Below are 22,858 nucleotides of genomic sequence, written 5' to 3'. Positions count from 1 at the left end.
GTATACGATAACTATGAAAAAAACAGATGTTGCTGTTATTGGCCTATCCTGTGTCTTTCCCGGGGCACAGGATGCCAACACTTTTTGGCAGAATATTGTCAATAAAGTAGATTCTACCCAATCAGCTCCTGCTGATAGGATTGATCCTGTACACTTCAGTGATGCTACAAGTCCCGTTGACAGATTTTACTGTAAACGCGGCGGATTTATCTCTGAGTACGAATTTGATCCAACCGCTTTTGGGATCTTACCCTTAGCTGTTGAAGGCACAGAACCGGATCATTTGCTAACCCTTGATCTGGTACAAAAAGCCCTGGAAGATGCCGGTGTATTTCAAAAAGAAATATCCCTTGAAAAAACGGGTATCATTATCGGTAAAGGAAACTATACCGGTCCCGGAGCTACCCGTGCCATCGAAATTGTGCGTACCGGAGAACAGATTTCTTCATTATTGCAGGAATTGTTACCTCAGGTATCTACAGCAGATATCGAAAAGGTAAAACATGCTTTTCAGGAACGGAAAGGACGCTTTGCAGCCGATACAGCTATGGGATTGATTCCCAATCTGGTGGCCTCTTTGGTTGCTAACCGTTTCAATCTGGGAGGGGCTGCGTTTACTGTAGATGCTGCCTGTGCCAGTGCTTTGATTGCCGTAGATCATGCGGTTCAGGAACTCAACCGTGGTCGTTGTGATATGGTCATCGCGGGAGGTGTACATACCGGACAGAATGCTGCTTTCTGGAGTATTTTTGCCCAGTTGGGAGCTTTGTCTCACCAACAGCAGATCAAGCCATTCAGTATGGATGCAGACGGTTTATTAATTGGTGAAGGCTGTGGTTTCGTCGTGTTAAAACGAATGGAAGATGCAGTCCGCGATCAGGATAAAATCTACGCTGTGATCAAAGGTGTTGGAGTAAGCAGCGATGGGAATGGAACCAGCGTGATGAGCCCGTCCGTTAAAGGTCAGCTTAAAGCTTTACAACAGGCCTGGATCAATGCAGATCTGGATGAAAAACAGATTGGATATCTTGAAGCTCACGGCACAGGAACACCACTTGGAGATAAGACAGAACTTCAGACCTTAGCGCAGTTTTTCACTAAAGAAGAAACAACCCAGCTAGCAGGAATAGGATCTGTTAAGTCCAATATCGGACATGCCATGCCGGCTGCCGGAATCGCCGGTTTGATCAAGACCTGTCTGGCACTTCATCATGATACATTGCCGCCTACCTTATATTGTGAAAATCCAACCCCGGATATGCAACAGACCCGTTTTGCTCCGGTACAGGAACCGAAAAGTTGGTCAAAAACAGGCTTGCCGAAAGTAGCGGCAGTCAATGCCTTCGGATTTGGAGGGATCAATGCACACGTGGTTTTGGAAGGCTATGATATGCCGAAAAAAGATCGTGTTTTGGTATTGGCAAGACCCACCCATGAAGAATTACTTTCTGCCTTAAAAAATAATGAAAACAGAGTAGGTGAAGGGGATTACCGGATTGCTTTATTCGACCCGACCCCTGAAAGAATAGAAAAAGCAACTAAAATTGTCGCCAAAGACAATCCTTGGCGCAATAAACAGGATATCTGGTACACTAACACGCCTTTACTGAAAGATGGAGGTAAAATCGCCTTCGTATTTCCGGGGCTGGATGGCCTTGCGAAAGGAGAAGTGGATAGTGTGAGCCGTTATTTTGGATTAACCGAACCTATCGAAACAGAAGGGGAAGGTTTACTAAGCGATGCATTGGGAATTTTCAACAAATGCAGTATTCTTGACAACGCACTGAAAAAACTGGGAATTATTCCCGATATGAATGCCGGGCACAGCCTGGGAGAATGGCTCGCTGGGTATTCCTCCGAACTGGCAGAAGTCAATTCTGTAAAAGCTTTGATCGATGTCCTTAATCCGGAAACCTTTGAATTAAAAGATTCCAGGTTCATCGCGATCGGAGCGGGAATTGATGCAGTCAAGCCTTTTATCGATACCATTCCCAACCTTTATGTTTCCAACGATAACTGTCCTAATCAGGTGATCCTTTGCGGAAGTAATGCAGCCTTGGATGAATTGGTTCCATTGTTAAAATCAAAACAGATCTTTCATCAGATCCTGCCGTTCCAGTCTGGTTTTCATTCACCGTTTATTGCTGATAAACTGGATGTGATCTTAGCAGGAATGGAAAAAGCGCAGTTTCAACAGACGAAAATCCCATTGTGGTCGGCAACGACTTTAGAACCGTACCCTGCCGATCAGGATGCGATCAGAAAGCTAAGTGCCGAGCATTTGGTGCAGCCGGTCCGTTTCCGTGAACTGACGGATAAACTGTATGAAGAAGGCGCGAAATTCTTTATTCAGATTGGTACCGGAGGATTGATCGGGTTTATTGATGATACTTTGAAAGGAAAAGCATTCAGTACGATTGCTTCCAGCGTGGCTACAAGATCTGCCCTGGCTCAGCTGCAGCGTGTGGTAGCCGCATTATTTGTGGAAGGTAAAACCGTAGCATTGGACTTTTTAGAAATACAAAGCCAATCAAAAAAGTCATCAGGAAAGGGAATCAAGTTACAGCTGGGTTCACCGATCATCCGTGATTTTAAAGAAATTCAAAATCTGGCCCAGTCTTTTGAAATGCCAAAGCAAAATACCATTTCTGCCACGGTAGCTAAGACAGGTCATCCTCTGGTTCAGGCTTTCCAGGAAAATATCACCGATATGATCCGGATGCAGGAAGAAGTATTGACATTGTTTCAAAACCGTCCAGAAATTACAGTTCCAAGACCTGTGGTTTCTATAGCACCTGTCAGTAAGAATTTCTCGAAACTTCTGTATGTTACTTTAGATACGCATCCTTACCTCATCGATCACAGTTTATTGAGACAGCCGAAAGGATGGACCAATGTCTCTGATATGGAACCGGTGATCCCGATGACCATGATTTTTGAGCAGTTAGCAGAAATAGCACAGGCTGAAATACCGGGAACCCGCGTTCATAAAATCATGAATGTAAGTGTGTTTCAATGGATGAATGTGGCCAAGCCTTTTGAAAAAACAGTCAAAGGAGAATGGCGCTCCAATAACCATGCTTACCTTGATATCGAGAACTTTGCGAATGCCGAAGTCCTACTGGCTTCATCTGTACCTGCTGTTCCTACCTTTAACCTGGCAATCGGAGATCTTCTGCCTATTGAAAGAACACCTGAAGAGATCTATGATAAACATATGTTCCATGGAGAACTCTACCAGGGGATTACCGAGATTTCAGCAGTAGGAACGAAAGGAATTGTTGGAAAAATTAAAGGAAACGGAGGAAAAGGATCTTTACTGGATAATGCCGGACAATTATTCGGATTGTGGCTACAGCTTACCCTGACCAAAGACCGTATTGCTTTCCCGGTAAAAATCAGGGATATCGAATTCTTCGGTGAGATGGAAGATCAGGACGGACTTTTTGAATGTACCTGCATCCTGACCGAGCTTAATGAAGAATTTGCCATTGCAGATATCATTCTCAAAAGAGACGGAAAAGTATGGTGCGCGATTACAGGCTGGCAAAACCGCCGACTGGAAATCGATGAGCCGCTGTGGAATGTTTCCATGTCGCCTTTACACAACCGTCTTTCGGAGGAAATAGCTCCTGAAGTATTTTTCTTTCATCAGGCGTATACCAGAGTGGCTTCGTGGGATTTTATTCTTAAAAGATATTTCAACCAGACAGAAAAATACCACCATCAGCAATTGTTTCCCAACAAGCGGAAAGAATGGATGGTGAGCCGTGTAGCGGTGAAAGATGCTGTTCGGAATCTTCTTCGTGAACATAAAAATCACCCTTGTTTTCCGATCACTTTTGAAATAGGGAAGGATGAAGTCGGAAAGCCTTATCTGATCGGTGATGTTACTGAAGGTATCCATATTTCTCTGGCTCACAAAGGGAAAGATGCGGTAGGTATTGCACGACATAGAGGTCCGGTGGGAATTGACATGGAGATCATGGAAGAACGCAGCTCCGGGTTTTATGATCTGGTATTTACCGATCACGAATTAACCTTATTAAAAGACAGAAATCAGGCGGAATGGACCACCAAATTCTGGGTAGCCAAAGAAGCGTATGGAAAGTTTCTCGGAACCGGACTGAAGGGAAACCCAAAAGCCTTTGAAATCACCCATATCGAGGGAGATCATCTATGGATCAACCAAACTGAAATAAAAACTATTAAACATAAAAATTATATTATCGGATGGACACTATAAACAACACATTACAATTGAATCACGAAGAATTGTTCACTCTTTTGAAAGGTTTTATTACGGAAGTGATAGGCGCTGAATTTGTAGAGGAAATGGATATCACTCCGGACAGTTCATTCACCAAAGACCTGGAAATGGACAGCATAGAAATCGTTTCTTTTTCCGAGAAGATCAAAGCGCATTTCGGGGATCAGATTGACTTCACGGGATGGCTGTCTTCTATGGACTTAGACGAACTGATCAACCTTGACCTCCGTATGATCATCAATTATATCTACGAATGCCAATAATCAATGTAAACCATAAACAGGTTCATATTCAGGAACTCAACAAAGGGGCTGAACAGACGGTGGTGCTTATCCACGGGATGTTCAGCAACCTCTCCATTTATTATTTTAATATTGCCCCGGTTCTGGCCAGGCATTTCCACGTAGTGATGTATGATCTGAAAAGCCACGGCATGAGCGAGCGTTTTACAGACGGCTACGATCTGGAAAGTATGTCATCTGATGTATTGGCTTTGATGGATGTTTTAAATCTTAAGAAAACACATCTGGCCGGATACAGTTTCGGAGGATTGATTGCTTTGAAAACAGCATTGAAAACACCAGGCCGTGTCGGTCAGCTGGTCGTTATAGAAGCCCCGGATCCGCAGGACGAAAAGGCCCGTAACATCATCGATGAATACAGTAAAGAATTCCTCGAGCATTATGTGGCCAATTTTACGGACACCACCAAAGTGCAGATGGGCAAAAGGCAGATGGAGAAAAATCACCGGATGTATGAATTCCTGTTTGAAAAGACCAGTATTAAAGCAGATATGATCAGGGAAAAACACTTTCTGAGTGAAGTCAATTTCTCAGGACTGCATATTCCCACATTATTACTATACGGATCTGAGTCCAATTGCAGACCTACAGGGGAATGGCTGAAAACACAGATCACCGAATCTGAACTGGAGCTGATTCCCGGAGATCATAACGTCCCGATACAGGAACCCGTTCAGATTGCAGAAAGTATTGTTCATTTTTTATCTCAATCATTATCTAACCCATTAACACAAAATCATGGCTAAATTTGTATTTGTTGTTCCTCCATTGACAGGCCATGTCAATCCAACCTTAAGCATCGGCGCAGAATTACTGCAAAGAGGACATGAAGTGGCCTGGATCAGTCTTGACAAAAATTTAAATACAAAACTTCCTGTCGGGGGAGAATTGTTGCTCATTCAATATGACCAGACCGACGAAGAAAAAAAAGAAAGTGAGAACTATCTCGATATCATTTCTAAAAAAATAGTCTACGGAATCGACAGCATTAAGTTTCTGTACGATGATGTCCTGATTCCCTTAAACAGACATTGTTATAACGGTATTGTTACTTTACTGGAAACTTATCAGCCCGATATGGTGATTGGAGATCATCAGTTATTTGCTGCCGCTATTGCTGCAAAAAAACTGAATCTTCCTTACAGTACCTCCGTTACCGCTCCGGCTGCCATTAAAATGATGGATGAACTGCCTAAAGTGCATGAATGGGAAGTCAACAAAATTATTGAGTTGCAGAAAGAACTTGGGGTAACCGAAAACCGTTCACTGGCATCTTCCGATCTGCTGACTCTTGTCTTAACTTCCAAATATTTCTTTGGCGAAATGGATCTGCCGGAAAATTATCAGTTCACGGGACCTGTTCTTATGGAACGCCGGATCTCCTGTGAATTTAATTGGGACCGGTTGAAAAATGCTGCCAACAAAAAGATCCTGGTAAGCATCGGAACAACCTTCGATCATGACCATAAAAAAGCTTTTTTCCAAAAGGTCATTGATGCTTTTAAGGATGAAGACATTACCGTTGTATTGGTTTCGGATCCGCAGCTTTTTGACAGCTGGCCGGAAAATTTTATGGTGTACCAGCAGGTTCCACAGCTGGATCTGTTACCACATCTGGATGGAGTGGTTTGCCATGGCGGTCACAATACCGTCTCTGAAGCCCTTTCAAATGGTCTTCCGTTAGTGGTGATCCCGATTGCCTATGATCAGTCTCATGTAGCAGGACGTGTAGTGCGTATCGGAGCCGGAGAACGTCTTAATTTTAACAGATTTAAATCCCATCATTTGAACGAAGCAGTTCAGAAGATTTTAAACCAGCCGGAATATAAAGAAGCCGCTGAGAAAGTTCGTGAATCTTTCGCTGAAGCGGGAGGCACTCCAACGGCTGCTGATCTGTTAGAAAAAGCATTGCTTCCTGTTTCAGAAAAGATAAAAACCGGATCTAAATTTTTATTTGTGATTCCTCCATTTTTTGGACATATCAGCCCGACCTTGAGCGTTGGTGCCAGTCTGATTGCCCGGGGCCATGAAGTAAAATGGTTTGGAATTACTCCGTTAGATCTTAAACATATTCCGGAAGGAGGAAGCTATTTTTATCCTGAAGAAGATCTCATTCCGTTTCAGGAAGATATTCAGCGTATTTTAAAGCGACAGGATGACGGGCCTGCATGTTCCGGCCCTGAGGTGATGAAGCTTGCACTGGAAGAAACCTATGTTCCGTTTGCCAAGATGATGATGCCCGGATTGGAGCGTCTGATGGAAAGCTGGAAACCGGATGCTCTCGTGAATGACTGTATCACTTTCGGAGGCGCTTTATTTGCTCACAAACACAATATTCCATGTGTAACGACTACGCCTGTTCCTCCCGATGTAATGGGGGATACTGCGAATAGTGCACCTAAAATATTCGAGTGGCAGCAAAACCTGATCAAAGACCTTCAGAAAGAAGTGGGAATTGAGGATGAAGGCATTTTTATCCATTCCAATCAATTGAATCTGGTTTTCACTTCACAGACGTTTGCGGATTTTGAAACCGTTCCGGAGCATATGAGATTTGTAGGTCCGGTAAAAGGACGTCCCAACTCAGCTCCTTTTGACTGGGAAAAACTGGAAGCCTCCACGACACCTAAAATATTTGTATCCCTGGGTACTTTGCTGGTGGATATCCGGAAAGCCTTTTTTGAAAAGGTTGTTGCAGCTTTTGCAGATCAGCCTGTAACGGTTATCGCGGCCACGCCACCGGATATATTTGAAGAATGGCCTTCTAATTTTATTGTAAGCGGTTTTGTGCCTCAATCTGCACTGATGCCGCATATGGATATGGTGATCTGCCACGGTGGATTTAATACGGTTAATGATACGTTCACCAATGGATTACCGATGCTCATTACCCCGATTGCCTACGATCATTTCCATATTGCGAAATTGATTGAAAAAGCAGGCTGTGGAATCAGCATCCGGTACAAACGATTACGGGTGGAAGCCCTTCGTGAAACCGTTTTTGAATTGCTGGAAAATCCGGTCTATAGAAACGCAGCGAAAGAAGTTCAGTCCAGTTTACTCAATGCAGGTGGTAACGACCTGGCGGTAGAGCTGCTGGAAGGCTTTGTACAACAAGAACAACCATCATTAGTTTTAGGATAAGCCTATGAGAAGAAAATTGTTATTTGGGGAGCGAATGCTTTTAGGAGACGGAACAGAACCTTTTAATGCGGTTATTCCGTTTCGTTTGCGGGGCACTTTTAAGGAAGAAGACATTCAACATGCCCTGAGTAGACTTCAGGGCAAACATCCGTGGTTGAGAGCACTCATTAGCCATGATGATAATAATGTGCCCTGGTATGAAGTGCGGGAAAAACACCTGCCGATACCCATACGGATTGTTCTCCGGAAAGGGGAGGACGACTGGCAGGAGGAATCCAGAAAAGAATGGCAGACCTTATTTCAGTATGCCGAGCAGCCGCTTCTCCGGTTCGTATGGATCAAGGGGGAAGAGATTTCGGATATGCTTTTTTCCTTTCATCACTGTTTATGCGACGGAGGTTCTGCGATGGCTTTCCTGCATGAGTTTTTAACCATACTGGATCATCCTTCAGCGGAAATTGGAGTAGAAAATCCTATTCTGGGGATTCATGATGTGGTTCCGGAAGCTATTCTAACGAACCGCAGCCAAAAGCTGAAAGCGAAAGTGATCGGTAGGGTAGCAGCAACGGCTATCAAATGTATTCCTGTCAACAAAAAAGTAATTGACAGACAAAACGATTATCTGATCCACTGGAAATTTGAAAAAGAAATAAGTAAGGAATTAATTTCCTACTGCAAATCCCAGGAAGTTACCGTTAATACTTTCCTCAGTGTAGCATTGCTTCAGGCATTTAAAAAAGTGAGAGGTGCGTCAGCTTTCAATAAAGTTTCATGTCCGGTAGATATCAGACGTTTTGCTCCACAGATCAAAAAGGATCATATTTTCGCTTTCGGATTAATGATTGTAGTTTCATCCGATGATAAAATAAGTTTTTCAGACAATTTATGGATGACGCAGGAATCTGTAGAACGTAAAACCTCTAAGCTTAATCCCTACATTACGATGATGGTGATGGAATCTGCCCATGATGCCCTGAAAAATTTCACGAAGCTGCTAAAACATGGCAAGTCTTCCAACGACTGTATGTTTTCCAATCTGGGACGCATTCAAATTCCTCATCAATACAAAGAATTTACCCTGGAAACTATTTTCAGTCCTTCTGTCATTGGTCCTTTGGGAAATACTACAACGATGGTTACATCAACATTCAATGGGGAAATGGATTTCTCTTTCGTAGGAAGTGAAGGCTATTTACCGTATTCTGAAGCATTAGCAATCCGTGATGAGGTAATTCAGACTGTAAAAGAACAATTAGATCCTATATCCGTATTATGAGCATGCGAAAATTAATGATGGTGGAAAGGATCATGTATGTTGATCCCGAAACACCTGTCAATTGCATATTTACTGCAAAAATCAAAGGGGAAATCCCCGAAGAAAATGTTAAGGCTGCTTTAGAAAAAATCCAGCAAAAACATCCTTTGCTGAGAACCAGAATTGATAACAGCAATGAAAAGTATCCGTCTTTTATAGAAGTAGAAGAAATTGAACCTATTCCGCTCCGTATTGTTGAGCGAAAGACTGATGAAGACTGGCTGCAGGAATCCGAAATTGAGTGGTTCCGGTTGTTTAAAGATGAGAAAAAACCGCTTGCCCAATTGGTTTGGGTGAAAGGACAGGATGCTTCGGAACTCCTTTGGGTAATGCCGCACTGCATCTGTGACGGAACTTCCCTGGTCACCCTGATGCGGGAACTTCTTGGACTTTTGGATAATCCCTCTTTTGAGATGAGTCCTTATCCGGTTTTCAGTTCGGTCGATGATTTTCTCCCTCTGGATTTCAATATGAAAAATGAGAAACGGAAAGCCGGTCTTTACCTGCTGGTGGCCCGGTTCTTTTTTATGATGCAGCGAAAAAGTAAAGTAAGAAATTTTGGGAAAAACTATGTCATCCACTGGAAGGAAGACTCTCAAATGACAACTCAAATCACTGAAAAATGTAAAGCTCAAGGCATTTCCGTGCATGCTTTGCTGTGTGCAGCCTATATGCAGGCTTTTAAAGAGATACAGGGGAAGCAGGCGAAAGGAAAAGTGATCAGTCCTGTAGATGTGCGCCACTTTATTCCCGAGATTAAAAAAGATCACCTATTTGCTTTTGCTCCTACCGTTGAACTTCCGTTAAAAAAAGGCAGCCTGGATGTCATGGACAATGCCCGGGAGATCAAAAAGGAACTTCTTCAGAAAATAAATAAGATTGAAGCGAGAAAACTTCTATGGATGGGCGAGCAGATGCACCCGCTTGTGGACCGTATGATCACGATGCTGAAATCCAGCAACGGTGGACATGATGTCACGTTGTCCAATATGGGGAGAATTGATATTCCCAATGATTATAAACATTTTACACTGGAAACGATTATCAGTCCAACGGTTGCATTTCCGTGGCTGAATTCGAATACATTGGTGACTACGACTTACAACCAACAGATGGATTTTACCTTTATGTCCAACGAGCATTTCCTTCCCAAAGAAGAAGCCCTAAAAATTAAAAACAAAGCCATTGAACTCATGACCTCGTTTGTATGAAATTAAAATTCAAGCCTGCGCCGCCTAAGCTCCTCAAGAAAACTACCCTGAAACGCTTTTTAATCAAGCGTACGATTTATTATGTCCTTCCGAATGTGTTTTTCAATTTTATTATTGCATATGCCAGCTTTCAGGAATTGGGATATACTCACTTTTTTTCAGGAACCCAAAATCTGGCGCGGCTGACTCTTCCTATGGCTATATTCCTGCCGGTAGTCCTTACCATCGATATTATCAACAGGGTGATCATTGCTTCCGAACAGGGAGCGATTGAATTTACCGTAGATGATCAGCTCAATAAGAAGAAACTGATGACCAAACTGAGTATTGTACACGGTGTCATTACAGGATTATTGGTCTTATCTGTATTGATGATCGCACAATTCAGTTTGTCAAAATATTATAAACTGGACGCCACTGCCATGGCGGTGCTGGTTGGGATATTGGCGGGAATACTTTCTGTCATTTTTGTGTATGTGCCGGTGTGGAGGTTGAGGAGGTGGATGTGGAGGGATATGGAAGTGGTTTCTGGTGACAAGGAAGTGTTTTAGAGTATACATCTACTTACCCAGCTGATATAGCCAGTTCCGAACCTCCAGCTAGTTCCTCAACCCCCTTTCACCTCTTTGTAAGGAGTTTTATCCACTTAATCAACTGGCTATAGCCGCTTCCGAACTGTCTTAAGACTCTTTGATAATTGCCTCCAGCCGGTTATGTAACCCTCTGTACCCCATTAATGAACCCCTTTACCCCGTTATCTAAGGGGGAGATCTCCTTGGGTAAGGGAATATTTAGAAAAATAAACCTCTATCTTTCCCCAAAACCTTATCTTCGCATCTATAAAATTCACAATATGAAAAAAATAATAGTGCTAGCCTCAGCTGTTTTTGTATTAAACTCTTGTGTAGTATCCACGGCTGCCAAAGTAGTAAAAGGTGCTGTTAACGTAAGCTATAAAGCCGTCAAAGGAACTGTGAACGGAATTAGCTGGGCCGTAAGCAAAGCCAAAGGGAAAATAGATGAAGACCGTGTGGACGGGACCTGGAAAGTAGTAGGGGCATACAAAGGCTCTTTTGAAGACTTTACCAATGACCAGAATCCGGAAAGTTCGTTTACTTCGGACTGTACGGAAGGTTTTGATCAGATTATTTTCAAGGCTAAAAAATCCAAATTCAAACCCGTACACTGCAGTTCTGAAAAAGAAGACTGGGTAAAATATTCCATGGAATTCGGGAAAAATCCGGTCACCAAAGAAAAGGAAAACTATATAGAATACAATTCCAATAATTATATTTCAGTGATTGATGTCAACAATAAGACGATGGTACTGGAAGGAAACCTGATGCCTAAACTGGCATTTTCAGGGGCTAAATTGTATCTTTTGGAGAAGGTAAAGTAAGTTTAAATCAAATAATTTTGTTTTTCAGTTCCTTATATTTGGAACGGCCTACCGGAAGTAAATCTCCTGTTTTAAGCAGTGCGCTGTATCGGGTACCAGGGTTGACGAGTATCTTTTCTATCTGCTGGAAACTGACCAGATACGATTTATGAATACGTTCAAACTGATTGGGAAGCAGCTGCTGTAAAAGTTCAAGCGATTTATCATGAAGTTCCTGCTGTCCATTGTTCAGATGCAGCTCCGTATAAATTCCTGCTCCCTTGATGTACAGGATCTCAGCGATATTGATCAGGCGCACCTGTCCGGCTCTTTTTACCGCCAGGTATTTAATACCTTCGTCGGGTTTTTGTGCAGGGCTCACAAACCTGGTCAAAGCTTTGAAAAGTCTGTCCTGATCGAAAGGCTTGGGAACAAAATCAAGAACTCCGTAAGCAAAAGCATTAATGGCCTTATCTGTATTGGCTGATACAATAATGGTATGAAAAGAAGAAGCCACCATCTGTTCCAATACTTCAAATCCATTGTCACCATTGAGATTAAGGTCTAACAGCAATACATCAGGAGGCAGGCTGGTAATTTGGTCAAGTCCCTTTTGCAGCGAATCGCAGACTGTAATATCTACAGCTTTATCAGCGAAAAATTCTGCGGTCATGCGCTGAAGACGGCGGGCAATTCTGGCTTCGTCTTCTATAATCAGTATATTCATTATCGTATAATTTGAATTGTTGATTTCCATCCCTTCTCTGTAGAGCCTGAGTGAAATCTCCAGTTTTGGCCATAACTCTCGGTCAGACGTGCTTTGATATATTTAAATCCATTGCCACCAGTCCGGTCTGTTATGATCTGTCGGTTCACGGCGATGGTTTCAAACACATATTCATGAAACTCTTTTGATAAAGAATAAGACAGCACAAATGTAATTGTATTGCCAGCTAGCGGTTCGCTATGGGTAATGCCGTTTTCTAGCAATGTGTGAATAATCGCCGGTGGTATGAACTGTGTTTGATCAATTCCATTTTCTTTCCAAAGATAATTGATTTCCTTACGGAAACCCATCACAGCTACATGCTGTCTACAGAGTTCAAGTTCCTTGTTGATAGGGATCAGGGTCTGCTCTGAGATCTCATTCATAATATCAAACTCAGCTGCCAATGCCTGTATAAAACGGGCACCTTCCTTAGGCGATTCTTCTACCCAATCCATCATCGAGGTCAGGGTATTCCTTAAAAAATGAGGCTGGATGTTCTTTTTTAGCAGTTCAAGCTGGAGTCTTGAAGAAAGCAAAACGGCATTCTGGTGCTCAGTCTCAATGATACTCGTACGGATCGAGTGCAGATAAAGCATACAAAGCACGATAATGGTAAAACTGATGAACAGACCATAATCATAGACCATAAACCTATTCACCAAAGCGCTGATTAAAAGACCTGCCAGAACAATAAAGCCCCCTTTCTCCTTTTGAAAGATACCATTCACAACCACAATAAGAGAAGCTGCCAGCATCGCAAGACTGTAGAGCCGTGCCGTCAGGTCATAGTGTCCGAAATTGAATCCATAAAACAATAGGAGCGTCATCAGAAGTACAGCCATTAGCCATTTCCCTTTCTTAAAATTAAACTGAATGATGAAATACCAGGGAACCAGAAGGGCATTCGCAAAAGTAAGCCAGCCTATCACCTCCAGCCGTATGAAAAACTGAGAATAGGGAATCACCACATGAAACTTCAGATATTCCATGATCAGTAAAGCAAAAAAAAGAAAACATATCGTAGCGAAGATGAGGATATCCCGCAGCCTGCGTTTGCTGTTCAGATACAGGAAAAAATAATAGATAGATGCAATGAGGAAAGCTCCAGCCATCAGATTCATGTAGGCCATGGTGATCAGCGGTCTGGTTATTAATCTTGGATAATGGTCTATCGTAAATCCGATGCTTCGCTGCATATCCGGAAATAAGCTTTGTGAACTGCGCATCGCAACCGTATGAAGGCCGGGTGAAATCAGATGATCCGGAATTCTGTAATAGCTGCTTTCAGTTCCCGGGATTTCCGGGTTGCCGTTTTTCGGAAGTTGTCCATTCCTGCCGATCAGGACACCATCCCAATACACCTCAAATGCACCGAAGGATTCAATTTGTAGTCCTAATGGCGGCAAGTCGTTTTCTACCGGGCGAAGGTCGAGATGGGTGCGCGACCAGAATATCCTGTCTGAGGTATCTCCTCTGCTTGGTGACCAGTCTTTATCATTATAATTTTTGGCGGCCCAGGCTGCATCATCACCGGTTTTATAAACAGGTAAAGGGTCTTCATTACGGATAACAGGCGTAGTCAGTAAAGAGAGAAACACAAATAGAAACAGAATATGATGCATGAGGTAAATATACAAGGTAATTTGGAAAATCTGATAGCCGTTTGAAAGGCGGTAGAGCTGTTCAAATGTTTTTACAGGAGAGGATTCGGTTCGTGATTTATTTTTACACCATGAAACAAATAGTCCTTATATTTCTGCTCTTCATCACGGCAAACTATTTCTTTGCTCAGAAAGGGCAAATCACCGGTATTCTTCATGAAAAACCGGCCACTCCTGTGCCTTATGTGACAGTAACACTTACAGAAAGTACGGATAAAATGATTGCTGCCGGTATTTCCGATAACAAGGGAATGTTCCGGCTGGAAAGTATTCCGGCAGGGAAGTACACCATCACGTATCACCTTATGGGTTTTCAAACCATCAGCCAGCCTATACAGATACAGCCTGATGCCATGGTCAATGTTGGAACCCTCATTCTTGAACCCGATACCAAATTATTGCAGGAAGTATCTTTAACTTCCCAACGTTCATCCGTGAGCCTGAAACTTGATAAAAAGGTTTTTGAAGTGGGGAAAGATGTGCTTTCACAGTCAGGAGCCGTCACGGATCTGCTTAATATTGTTCCTTCGGTGAGTGTAAGTCCGGGGGGTGCCATCAGTCTGCGCGGTAACAGCAATGTACTGGTATTGATCGACGGTCGCCGTACCGGATTGACGCAGGGAAATGCATTGGAGCAGGTTCCTGCTGATCAGGTAGAACGTGTTGAAGTCATTACGAATCCTTCTTCCCGATTTGATGCGTCCGGTTCGGCAGGAATTATCAATATCATCCTTAAAAAGAATAAGAAAGGAGGATTTAGCGGACAGCTGCGTCTGGTGGGCGGAACGCCCAATGAATCACGGATAAGTCCCAGCCTAAACTATAAATCCAATAGAATCAACCTCTTTGCTACCTATGGCCTCCGGATATCAGATTATGTGGGTCTGTATACCATGCAGCAGTCTACCGGACTTTCAGGTACACCGGTTTATCTGGACCGGCGACAGGATGAAAACCGCCATGATAATGCCCAGTTATTGTATGTTGGAGCAGATTTTCAGGTGGATGACCGAAATTCGATTACCGCAGCTTTTATGAGAAACTCTACCCATGACCATGACAAGACCCGGTTGAATTATGTATATTCGGGAAAGTCTGGTGCTATTGACAGCAGTCTCAGCCGCAATGGAGAATCATGGGAAAAACGGAGCTATAATCAGATTGAATTTAATTATACCAGGAAATTCAAAAGGCCAGATAAGAAGTTTACGGTAGACATGCAGTATGATTTTTGGGATAGTGACAAGGAATGGAATCTTTCTACAGGCAGGATTTCACCTCTAGCCATTACCTTACCAATGATCAGGACAGGATCTGTTGGCAGCAGCAAGGACCTGATGATTAAAGCGGATATGGTACAGCCACTGGACAGCCTCTCTACACTGGAATTCGGTTTGAAAATGGAAGACCGCAGGGTAAACAGTGATTTTATTGCAGAGCAGCAGAATACCACAGGTTGGGAAGTCATTGACCAGATTGACAACCACTTGCTCTATAAAGAACTGATCGGAAGTGCTTATGTGCAATTTTCCGGTAAGAAGGGACAGTTTAGTTATCAGGCTGGCCTACGCAGCGAACTAACCCATATTGGAATTGAAGATCGCATGGGCAGCTATACTAATGAAAAAAACTATAATCGTCTGTTTCCAACGGTAAACATCAGTTACCGGTTCAAAGAAAACGGAACTTTGCAGGGCAGTTACAGCAAACGGATCAACAGGCCAAGCCTGGGGATGATTTATCCATTCAATGAGCTGACAGATCTCACTACCCGGTATGTAGGTAATCCGGAGCTTAATCCATCTTATGCTCATGTATTTGAAGTGGCTTTTCTCAAAAACTGGAAAACCCTTACTTTAAACCCGTCTTTCTATTATCAGCATAACAGTGGTGTTATCGAAGATTATACTTTTCAGGATGCAGCGGGTCTGTTTATTACCATGCCGGCCAATATCCATAGGGAAACACGTCAGGGTTTTGAACTTTCAGTACTCTATAATCCTGTCAAATGGCTGCAGGTAAATACCGAGCTTAATGTATTTCATTATGCTGAACAGGGGAGCTATCAGAACCAAAGCTTTGACTATTCAGGCAATACCCTTACTGCCCGTTTAAGCACGCAACTGAAACTGAAGGATAAACTCGCTTTCCAGATACTTTATAATTTCAGGGGTGCCAATGCTACAGCCCAAACCCGTGCTGATGCGCTGCATAGTATTGATTTCGGATGCAGTAAGACTTTTTTAAAGGACAAAGCAACAATTTCTTTTGATGCAAGCAACCTTTTTGACCTGCGAAAACTAAAAAGTATAACCCGAGGAGCTGATTATGCAATCAGCCAGACGAGTATTCCTAATGCTGCACGATATCGTCTGACGCTGGTGTACAGACTAAATCTGAAGGACACTCAGAATGTGCGGCAGGCTAAAAGCGGAAATCGTAATTAGGATGCGGTTTTATTGGAGAAATAATAATTTATTTAAGGCGTCGTTTTTTGTCCGGTTACTGTTCTTAATTGCCGGTATAGGCAGGCTGTAATGATTTTATACTATTTTTTAATTTAGTTAAACCTTTTGATTATTAATTGGATATGTTGAGGGTTGTTTTTTATAAGTGTTATATTTTTTATTCAATTGTTAGTGATTTAGTGTGAAAATAATTAACTTTGATAGAAAGGAGTACGCAGAAAATCCTATAGAGTATGCAAAACTAATAACATTTTTTTATGAAAACATCAAACACCTTTTCAAAAGTCTTTGTAAAGACTAAAAATTTACAGTTTGCAGCAGGCATGGTAATGTCCCTCGCATTTTATAATCATATAAATGCCCAAAGCAACAATGCTTCTTATAATGCCAATACGATACCGATAGGCGGGTCGATTAATACGGCCTTTGGAGTGGGAGCATTACCAGGTGTTTCAGGGATCAGTAATGTAGCTAACGGATATCTTTCGCTTAATGCGAATACGTCAGGAAGTTATAATACTGCCGGTGGAGCTTATTCACTCACGCGTAACATTTCAAGCAACTATAATGCAGCTTTTGGATATCAGGCATTACAGGGCACCACAGCAGGAAACAATACGGCAATAGGATTCAGATCACTGTATCTGAACACCACCGGGACAGATAATGCTGCCAATGGTTTTGCTGCGCTTTATATGAACTCTACAGGAAGCAATAACACCGGGGTTGGCAGTGGTGCCGATGTAGCTTCCGGCGCTTTATCGAATGCAACAGCAATAGGTTCAGGAGCGGTAGTAAACACAAGCAATAAGGTAAGAATCGGTAATGCTACAGTTACGGTAGTTGAAGGTCCTGTAGCATATACATTTTCAGATGGCCGTTTTAAAACCAACGTAAAAGAAGAAGATGTAAAAGGGCTGGAGTTTATTACTAAGTTAAGACCTGTGGTGTATAATCTGGACGTAAAGAAGATCACAGAATTCTGGACTAAAAATATGCCTGATACTGAACGCGGTGCATATATGAATCAGGATTTTGCTTTAGCAACCAATATTCGGCAAAGTGGTTTTATCGCACAGGAAGTAGCAGATGCGGCTAAAAATGCAAACTATAATTTTAACGGCGTACATATTCCTGATAACGAAAATGATAACTACAGTATTGCGTATAGTGAATTTGTTGTTCCTTTGGTAAAAGCAATGCAGGAACAACAGAAAATAATTGAAAATTTACAGCAGCAGATCAATGATCTTAAGAAAAAGCAAGGGGTAATCTCGGGAATTGAACCTATTGCCATGGTAGGTTCCTCTTTGGAACAAAATGTTCCCAATCCTTTTTCGCGTGAAACAGAAATCAGATATAATTTAGTGGGACAGATCGGAAATGCCAGCATGGTAATTTATGATTTATCGGGTAAACAAATTAAAAGTATACCAATCAGGCAGCGTGGTGCTTCTTCCATTACTGTAACTTCAGATCAATTAGCAGCTGGAATGTACATGTATTCGATAGTTGCAGATGGTAAGATTATTGACTCGAAACGAATGGTAGTAGCAGACAGATAATTATAATAAATTATCCTGAAATAAAGGCTTAGTAAAATAAGTTAAGAGAAACCAGAGTTTTTTAGCTCTGGTTTTTTATTCCATTCCCTCATACTTCTATCTCATTTTAAATGGAAATTCCAATAAAATGGATTTTCAATAGAATATTTTTTTCGAAAATATGGTCTCTAAAGAAAAAATGACACAGTTTTTGCATTTCAGGAATATGCAATGGTATGTAGCACATAGTTGCTGTGTCGACAAATGGTATACTTTAACAAACATTGTAGTGTACCCTCAATAAATTTTTGTTCTTTTGCAAAATAGTTTTAATTTTTAAATAATTACATGTCGAAGTTCGATGAAATCAGGCCTTTTTATGATCATGAAGTGAATGAAGCATTACGTGGTGTAGCCCGTGATCCTATGATGAAAGCACTGATGAATTTTACTTTTCCTGATGTTGATAAACAGGTTTGGAGAGAACAGTTTAAAAATATACACTCTGTAAGCGACTTTCAGCACAATTTCATAGCCCATACCGTCCGTCAGATTCTTGAAAAGAGTTCTGAAGGATTAACGACTTCGGGATTTGATCAGCTGGATAAAAATACGCCCTACCTTTTTATCTCTAATCACAGGGATATTGTTTTAGATACCTCTCTGCTCAACCTGGTGTTGCTGGAAGGGGGATTTATCATGACTTCTTCTGCCATCGGGGATAATCTTGTTCAGAAAACATTTTTACATGTATTGGCAAAGCTGAACCGTAACTTTTTAGTTCAGAGAGGATTGCCGATCCGTGAACAGCTGCAAAGTTCTCAGATCATGTCTGAGTATATTAAAGAGCTTTTACACGACGAAAAGCGTTCTGTATGGATTGCCCAGCGTGAAGGCCGTACTAAAGACGGAAATGATGCGACCCAGCAGGGAGTGTTAAAAATGCTTGCTATGGCAGCAGGTGAGCTGTCACTGACGGATTATTTTAAAACATTGAAGATCGTTCCGATATCCATTTCTTATGAATATGATCCTACGGATTCCTTAAAAATGCCGCAGCTTCTGGCGAAGCACAGAGATGAGGAATATATAAAAGGGGAGAATGAGGATTTTATGACCATGCTGAGCGGTGTATTGGGACAAAAGAAAAGGATCCACCTGCATGCCGGCAACGTAATTGATACGGAACTGGATACGATTGCTGAACAATTCGAAAATAAGAATAAGCAGTTACAGGCAATCGCGAAGGTCATTGATGATTCCATCATACAGAACTATAAACTTTGGCCTACCAAATATATCGCTTACGATTTGCTTCATCATACAGATACATATGCTGAACACTATACGGAAAAAGAAAAACAGCTGTTTGTAAGAAGGCTTGAAATGCGTATTGATCCCAATGATGCTGTTTCAAAAGATTATTTCCTGTCGATGTATGCCAATCCTCTGATTAATAAAATGAAGTCTCAGGAAAATTTTTCGGTAGAGTAAAAGTATCCTGGATAAATTAAATATTGTAAATATTCACCCTGATGACAGGATGAATATTTTTATTTTTCCTCTTCATCTTTTCTGAAACTCACAACTTCATACTCGTCATCAGTGCAAAATTTCTTGCAGCTTGCATCATTAAAAGCTTCCGGATCTTTCAGAAATGCTTTAATGTACTTTTGGCTTTCGCCGGTATTCGCAGGGCTGATGATAAGATGGTAACTTTTTAATACCGATTCATCTGCTTTTTCCAGCGCTTCTTTTTTATGCTGAATGGCTTCACTGTATTTCATAGGGCAAATATTTGGGATGAGTGGTTTATTATGAAAAAATTCTCCCCCGTGAAGAGGAGAATTTTGTATGTAGAATATGTGATTTTATTTCTTAAGAGCTTTACTGTTAAGAGTAATATCCGCTACTTTGGTTAACAGCTGGTCGCATATTTTCTCTTCATTTAAAGTCGCTAAAAGATTTTTAAGACAGGTTTTTTCTTTAAGGATTTTAGCAAAGGCTGCTAATGTACCGTAAGTAGCGATTTCGTAATGTTCCACTTTCTGAGCGGCGGCTATGATCCCTGAATCTCTTACTGGTCCCGGTTCTGTTTCTTCCATAATGCCTTTTCCTTCATCCAGTAATCCCTGCATGGCATCACATTTTTTAGCCTGTGGTTTTTTACCCAGTGAGGCAAAACATTCCTCCAATCTTTTTACATGCACATGAGTTTCGGCAAGGTGAAGTTCAATGGCAGACTGTAATTTTTTATCTGTCGCATTTTTATACATTTTTGGAAGAGCCTTCGTAAGTGCTTTTTCTGCCCAATAAATGTCTTTTAAGGAATCTTCAAACAAATCTCTTAATTCTTTAGCTGCATTTTTTTTAGCAGGAATTTTTGCTTGCGTCTTTGATGGCGTTTTTGAAGTCGTCTTTGACGGGGTTTTTGAAGCTGCCGTTTTTGATGTTGCTGCTTTCGGAGTTGCTGTTTTTTTAACCGTCGCTTTCTTAGCTTTTGTTTTAGTTTCCATACTGGTATAATTTAGTGATTAATTGTAGAGTAGTCCTGTATCCGTTGCAATTATGAGACCAAAAGTGATGCTGATATTGACTATGGACTATTAAATTAATTCCTACGAAACAGTTGAAATTGTGATAATAGGTTTGTAAAATTTGATTTCAACGATTTAATATCACTTATTTTTAGCTTTTTTGTTGATTTCCTACTTAGCTTTTTATTGCTCCCAGATCATTTTTCAAAGGAAATAGTCCAACGATGAAACATCTGTTTTTACACAATTGTATCAGGCATATTCCTATCTTTTCATCATTTTTTTTAAGGCAGTCTCAATAGCCAATATATGGGCATGACCAAATACGACCATTACTTTTTGATGTACTTTCAATTCAGAATGGATTTTTTCTAACAATATCGAATCCCGCAATATTTTAGATGTTCTGCCTACTGCACAGTACGTACAGTCGGGATTTACATAATCGAATAGTTCAATATCAGGGTTTAGAGTGAGTAACAGGGGATGACCCATTTTAGTTTGATAAAGCTGTTTAAATCCTTCAAAATTTCCCCAATTTTCATCAACAGGAAAACCTTCTTTAATAAACCATTTTTCGAGGGCTTTTGTATACAGTTCTTCAAATGGTTTGTTGCCGTAGGCTCCATTCAGATAAGGGATTACGAGACGTTCCATTATATAATAGAGAAACAAATCATCTTTGGAATATTTTTTCAGCATCAGTTTAAATTCCAGTGAATCTTCAATGTCTCCGTTGATTAATGGAGTATGAGCCCCGTCACTTAAATATTTTAATAAACCTGCTTCCGCATTTTGCTGCACGGCCTCCTGCTCCGTAGCAAAGGTTTTTGTAATGCTTCCGCCCTCATTGATCGTAAGGTCGGGATTAAATTGCAGAAATGTTTTCTTTATGATGGATATTTGAGGATCATCATCATGATAGGTATGTGAAACGCCTAAGGCAATCAAATGTGTGTGGCCATTTTGTAAATCAATAATATAAGGCAGCTGTACGGAATCCATAATTTTCCCCACTTCAATATAGCTTTTAGAATACCGAACGAAATGATCCGAACTGCTGCAACCTATATCTGAGAGTAGGAATAATACACTTAATGAAACTGAAACTTTAATCTTGTATTTCATACCGTATAAATTTAAAATGATGCGGTTATAAAAGTATAAAATATCCCGATGCATTCTCACAGTTTTTAATGAATAGATGTTCTCTGAAAATCAAATGAATACAGATGTAGTTTTTAATAAATGATTAAGGTAGGATACTTTATTGACCTACATCAATTTTCAATTCTTTTAAACGGTGTATATTTGGACATCCAAAATGAAAAGTAAGACCATTGTATACAAGAATGGAGTAAATTTTGAATATAAAGAAAATCTTATCAGTCATTAACAATAAAATAATAATAATGAGAAAAATCAGTGTTATCGCTCTGGCAGCTGCAGGTTTATTCCTGACATCGTGTGGAGACAAATCTAAGACAGCTTCTACAGCTACAGAACAAAAGGTTGCAGAGAAAAAAGGGGATGTATTTGCCGTAGACGCAGCTACATCAACCGTCAATTGGAAAGCCTTTCACAAAGGAGGTTTTGCTCCACGTTGGGGAACCCTTGCGATTACTTCCGGGGAATTATCATTGGCTGACGGCCAGTTGAGCTCAGGGGAATTTGTAATTGATATGAAATCAATCAAAGTAGATCCTGCTTCTGTTACAGAAAAAGACAAAAAGTATACTGAACTGGAAACCCATTTGAAAAGTGCTGATTTCTTTAATGTTGAAAAAAATCCAACAGCAGAATTCAAAATTACTAAAGTTTCAGATCTTGCAGCAGGAGCTGAAGGTGCTGTTGCAGGAGCTAATAAAACCGTAAGCGGAAACCTTACGTTACAAGGAAAAACGCTTAATGTAACTTTCCCGGCTAAAGTAGATACAGCAGATAAAAAAGTTTCTTTACTGGCTAAATTTACAGTAAACCGTACTGACTGGGGAATCAAATTCGGAACAACAGAGTCTGATCCTGCAGAATGGATGATCAGCAAAGATATCGAGATCGGTATCGATGTGAAAGCCAATCAGAAATAAGACCATCACGGTTAAAAAATAAAGAAGACATCTGCCTGGCAGGTGTCTTTTTTTTGTCAGCATTTTTCTGTTAATGATGTTGATATCCACATATTGTATCGGTAGAAATTATAGTTCATGTAATAGAACACTCTTTAAGATTGTCATAAGATTGAACTTATAACCATTTAAA

Annotated in this window: 17 protein-coding genes; 12 read left to right on the top strand and 5 right to left on the bottom strand. The window is 41.1% G+C overall.

The window, feature by feature from the left end:
• Window positions 1-13: 13 nt before the first annotated feature.
• The 8 genes from SB679_RS10690 (at window position 14) to SB679_RS10655 (ending at window position 11,641) form a co-directional block, all read left to right on the top strand.
• The gene (locus tag SB679_RS10690; protein WP_410702249.1) at window positions 14-4,246 is read left to right on the top strand and encodes a beta-ketoacyl synthase N-terminal-like domain-containing protein; all 4,233 of its coding nucleotides are present in this window, start codon (window positions 14-16) and stop codon (window positions 4,244-4,246) included.
• Window positions 4,234-4,533 carry an acyl carrier protein gene (locus tag SB679_RS10685; RefSeq protein WP_260543597.1) on the top strand — a complete coding sequence of 100 codons (300 nt, stop codon included), beginning with the start codon at window positions 4,234-4,236 and terminating at the stop codon, window positions 4,531-4,533. Before SB679_RS10690 ends, SB679_RS10685 begins: the two co-directional genes overlap by 13 nt.
• The gene (locus tag SB679_RS10680) at window positions 4,524-5,318 is read left to right on the top strand and encodes an alpha/beta fold hydrolase (RefSeq protein ID WP_410702248.1); all 795 of its coding nucleotides are present in this window, start codon (window positions 4,524-4,526) and stop codon (window positions 5,316-5,318) included. The genes SB679_RS10685 and SB679_RS10680 overlap by 10 nt, the downstream gene beginning before the upstream one ends.
• Window positions 5,311-7,716 carry a glycosyltransferase gene (locus SB679_RS10675; RefSeq protein WP_410702247.1) on the top strand — a complete coding sequence of 802 codons (2,406 nt, stop codon included), beginning with the start codon at window positions 5,311-5,313 and terminating at the stop codon, window positions 7,714-7,716. Before SB679_RS10680 ends, SB679_RS10675 begins: the two co-directional genes overlap by 8 nt.
• Window positions 7,717-7,720: 4 nt before the next feature.
• Window positions 7,721-8,992: a condensation domain-containing protein gene (locus tag SB679_RS10670; RefSeq protein WP_410702246.1), complete on the top strand. Its 1,272-nt coding sequence runs from the start codon at window positions 7,721-7,723 to the stop codon at window positions 8,990-8,992.
• Entirely contained in the window at window positions 8,989-10,242 is a 1,254-nt protein-coding gene (locus tag SB679_RS10665; RefSeq protein WP_410702245.1) for a condensation domain-containing protein, read from the top strand. The genes SB679_RS10670 and SB679_RS10665 overlap by 4 nt, the downstream gene beginning before the upstream one ends.
• Window positions 10,239-10,793, top strand: a complete 555-nt coding sequence (locus SB679_RS10660) for a hypothetical protein (protein ID WP_410702244.1) — start codon at window positions 10,239-10,241, stop codon at window positions 10,791-10,793. The genes SB679_RS10665 and SB679_RS10660 overlap by 4 nt, the downstream gene beginning before the upstream one ends.
• A gap of 302 nt (window positions 10,794-11,095) precedes the next feature.
• The gene (locus SB679_RS10655; RefSeq protein ID WP_410702243.1) at window positions 11,096-11,641 is read left to right on the top strand and encodes a hypothetical protein; all 546 of its coding nucleotides are present in this window, start codon (window positions 11,096-11,098) and stop codon (window positions 11,639-11,641) included.
• 7 nt (window positions 11,642-11,648) lie between these two features.
• Here SB679_RS10655 and SB679_RS10650 read toward each other — a convergent pair whose 3' ends face one another.
• Window positions 11,649-12,347, bottom strand: coding sequence for a LytR/AlgR family response regulator transcription factor (locus SB679_RS10650; protein ID WP_410702242.1), 699 nt, complete (start codon window positions 12,345-12,347; stop codon window positions 11,649-11,651).
• Complete coding sequence (locus tag SB679_RS10645) at window positions 12,347-14,011, bottom strand: histidine kinase (RefSeq protein WP_410702241.1); 1,665 nt, start codon at window positions 14,009-14,011, stop codon at window positions 12,347-12,349. Before SB679_RS10645 ends, SB679_RS10650 begins: the two co-directional genes overlap by 1 nt.
• A 110-nt stretch (window positions 14,012-14,121) precedes the next feature.
• Between SB679_RS10645 and SB679_RS10640 the strand changes: the two genes are divergently transcribed.
• The 3 genes from SB679_RS10640 (at window position 14,122) to SB679_RS10630 (ending at window position 19,556) form a co-directional block, all read left to right on the top strand.
• The gene (locus tag SB679_RS10640; RefSeq protein WP_410702240.1) at window positions 14,122-16,497 is read left to right on the top strand and encodes a TonB-dependent receptor domain-containing protein; all 2,376 of its coding nucleotides are present in this window, start codon (window positions 14,122-14,124) and stop codon (window positions 16,495-16,497) included.
• Between the two features lie 278 nt (window positions 16,498-16,775).
• Window positions 16,776-18,083, top strand: coding sequence for a T9SS type A sorting domain-containing protein (locus tag SB679_RS10635; protein ID WP_410702239.1), 1,308 nt, complete (start codon window positions 16,776-16,778; stop codon window positions 18,081-18,083).
• 327 nt (window positions 18,084-18,410) lie between these two features.
• On the top strand, window positions 18,411-19,556 hold the full coding sequence (locus tag SB679_RS10630; RefSeq protein WP_410702238.1) for a 1-acyl-sn-glycerol-3-phosphate acyltransferase: 1,146 nt from the start codon (window positions 18,411-18,413) through the stop codon (window positions 19,554-19,556).
• Window positions 19,557-19,615: 59 nt separating this feature from the next.
• On the opposite strand, the gene SB679_RS10625 is transcribed toward SB679_RS10630, so the two are convergent.
• The 3 genes from SB679_RS10625 to SB679_RS10615 form a co-directional block, all read right to left on the bottom strand.
• Window positions 19,616-19,849, bottom strand: a complete 234-nt coding sequence (locus tag SB679_RS10625) for a hypothetical protein (protein ID WP_410702237.1) — start codon at window positions 19,847-19,849, stop codon at window positions 19,616-19,618.
• Between the two features lie 84 nt (window positions 19,850-19,933).
• Entirely contained in the window at window positions 19,934-20,578 is a 645-nt protein-coding gene (locus tag SB679_RS10620; protein ID WP_410702236.1) for a ferritin-like domain-containing protein, read from the bottom strand.
• Between the two features lie 285 nt (window positions 20,579-20,863).
• Window positions 20,864-21,727 carry a hypothetical protein gene (locus tag SB679_RS10615; RefSeq protein ID WP_410702234.1) on the bottom strand — a complete coding sequence of 288 codons (864 nt, stop codon included), beginning with the start codon at window positions 21,725-21,727 and terminating at the stop codon, window positions 20,864-20,866.
• Window positions 21,728-22,011: 284 nt separating this feature from the next.
• Between SB679_RS10615 and SB679_RS10610 the strand changes: the two genes are divergently transcribed.
• Window positions 22,012-22,686 carry a YceI family protein gene (locus tag SB679_RS10610; RefSeq protein ID WP_410702233.1) on the top strand — a complete coding sequence of 225 codons (675 nt, stop codon included), beginning with the start codon at window positions 22,012-22,014 and terminating at the stop codon, window positions 22,684-22,686.
• The last annotated feature ends 172 nt before the right edge of the window (window positions 22,687-22,858 follow it).

Source organism: Chryseobacterium sp. SIMBA_029 (genome assembly GCF_046535275.1).
Taxonomy (GTDB): domain Bacteria; phylum Bacteroidota; class Bacteroidia; order Flavobacteriales; family Weeksellaceae; genus Chryseobacterium.
This window is presented reverse-complemented; position numbering and strand designations above follow the sequence as displayed.

Coding starts and splice junctions, on each gene's coding strand:
- SB679_RS10640 (WP_410702240.1), top strand. CDS start 14,122: ATGAAACAAATAGTCCTTATATTTCTGCTCTTCATCACGGCAAACTAT.
- SB679_RS10665 (WP_410702245.1), top strand. CDS start 8,989: ATGAGCATGCGAAAATTAATGATGGTGGAAAGGATCATGTATGTTGAT.
- SB679_RS10615 (WP_410702234.1), bottom strand. CDS start 21,727: ATGAAATACAAGATTAAAGTTTCAGTTTCATTAAGTGTATTATTCCTA.
- SB679_RS10610 (WP_410702233.1), top strand. CDS start 22,012: ATGAGAAAAATCAGTGTTATCGCTCTGGCAGCTGCAGGTTTATTCCTG.
- SB679_RS10645 (WP_410702241.1), bottom strand. CDS start 14,011: ATGCATCATATTCTGTTTCTATTTGTGTTTCTCTCTTTACTGACTACG.
- SB679_RS10680 (WP_410702248.1), top strand. CDS start 4,524: ATGCCAATAATCAATGTAAACCATAAACAGGTTCATATTCAGGAACTC.
- SB679_RS10670 (WP_410702246.1), top strand. CDS start 7,721: ATGAGAAGAAAATTGTTATTTGGGGAGCGAATGCTTTTAGGAGACGGA.
- SB679_RS10630 (WP_410702238.1), top strand. CDS start 18,411: ATGTCGAAGTTCGATGAAATCAGGCCTTTTTATGATCATGAAGTGAAT.
- SB679_RS10625 (WP_410702237.1), bottom strand. CDS start 19,849: ATGAAATACAGTGAAGCCATTCAGCATAAAAAAGAAGCGCTGGAAAAA.
- SB679_RS10635 (WP_410702239.1), top strand. CDS start 16,776: ATGAAAACATCAAACACCTTTTCAAAAGTCTTTGTAAAGACTAAAAAT.
- SB679_RS10675 (WP_410702247.1), top strand. CDS start 5,311: ATGGCTAAATTTGTATTTGTTGTTCCTCCATTGACAGGCCATGTCAAT.
- SB679_RS10685 (WP_260543597.1), top strand. CDS start 4,234: ATGGACACTATAAACAACACATTACAATTGAATCACGAAGAATTGTTC.
- SB679_RS10650 (WP_410702242.1), bottom strand. CDS start 12,347: ATGAATATACTGATTATAGAAGACGAAGCCAGAATTGCCCGCCGTCTT.
- SB679_RS10620 (WP_410702236.1), bottom strand. CDS start 20,578: ATGGAAACTAAAACAAAAGCTAAGAAAGCGACGGTTAAAAAAACAGCA.
- SB679_RS10655 (WP_410702243.1), top strand. CDS start 11,096: ATGAAAAAAATAATAGTGCTAGCCTCAGCTGTTTTTGTATTAAACTCT.
- SB679_RS10660 (WP_410702244.1), top strand. CDS start 10,239: ATGAAATTAAAATTCAAGCCTGCGCCGCCTAAGCTCCTCAAGAAAACT.
- SB679_RS10690 (WP_410702249.1), top strand. CDS start 14: ATGAAAAAAACAGATGTTGCTGTTATTGGCCTATCCTGTGTCTTTCCC.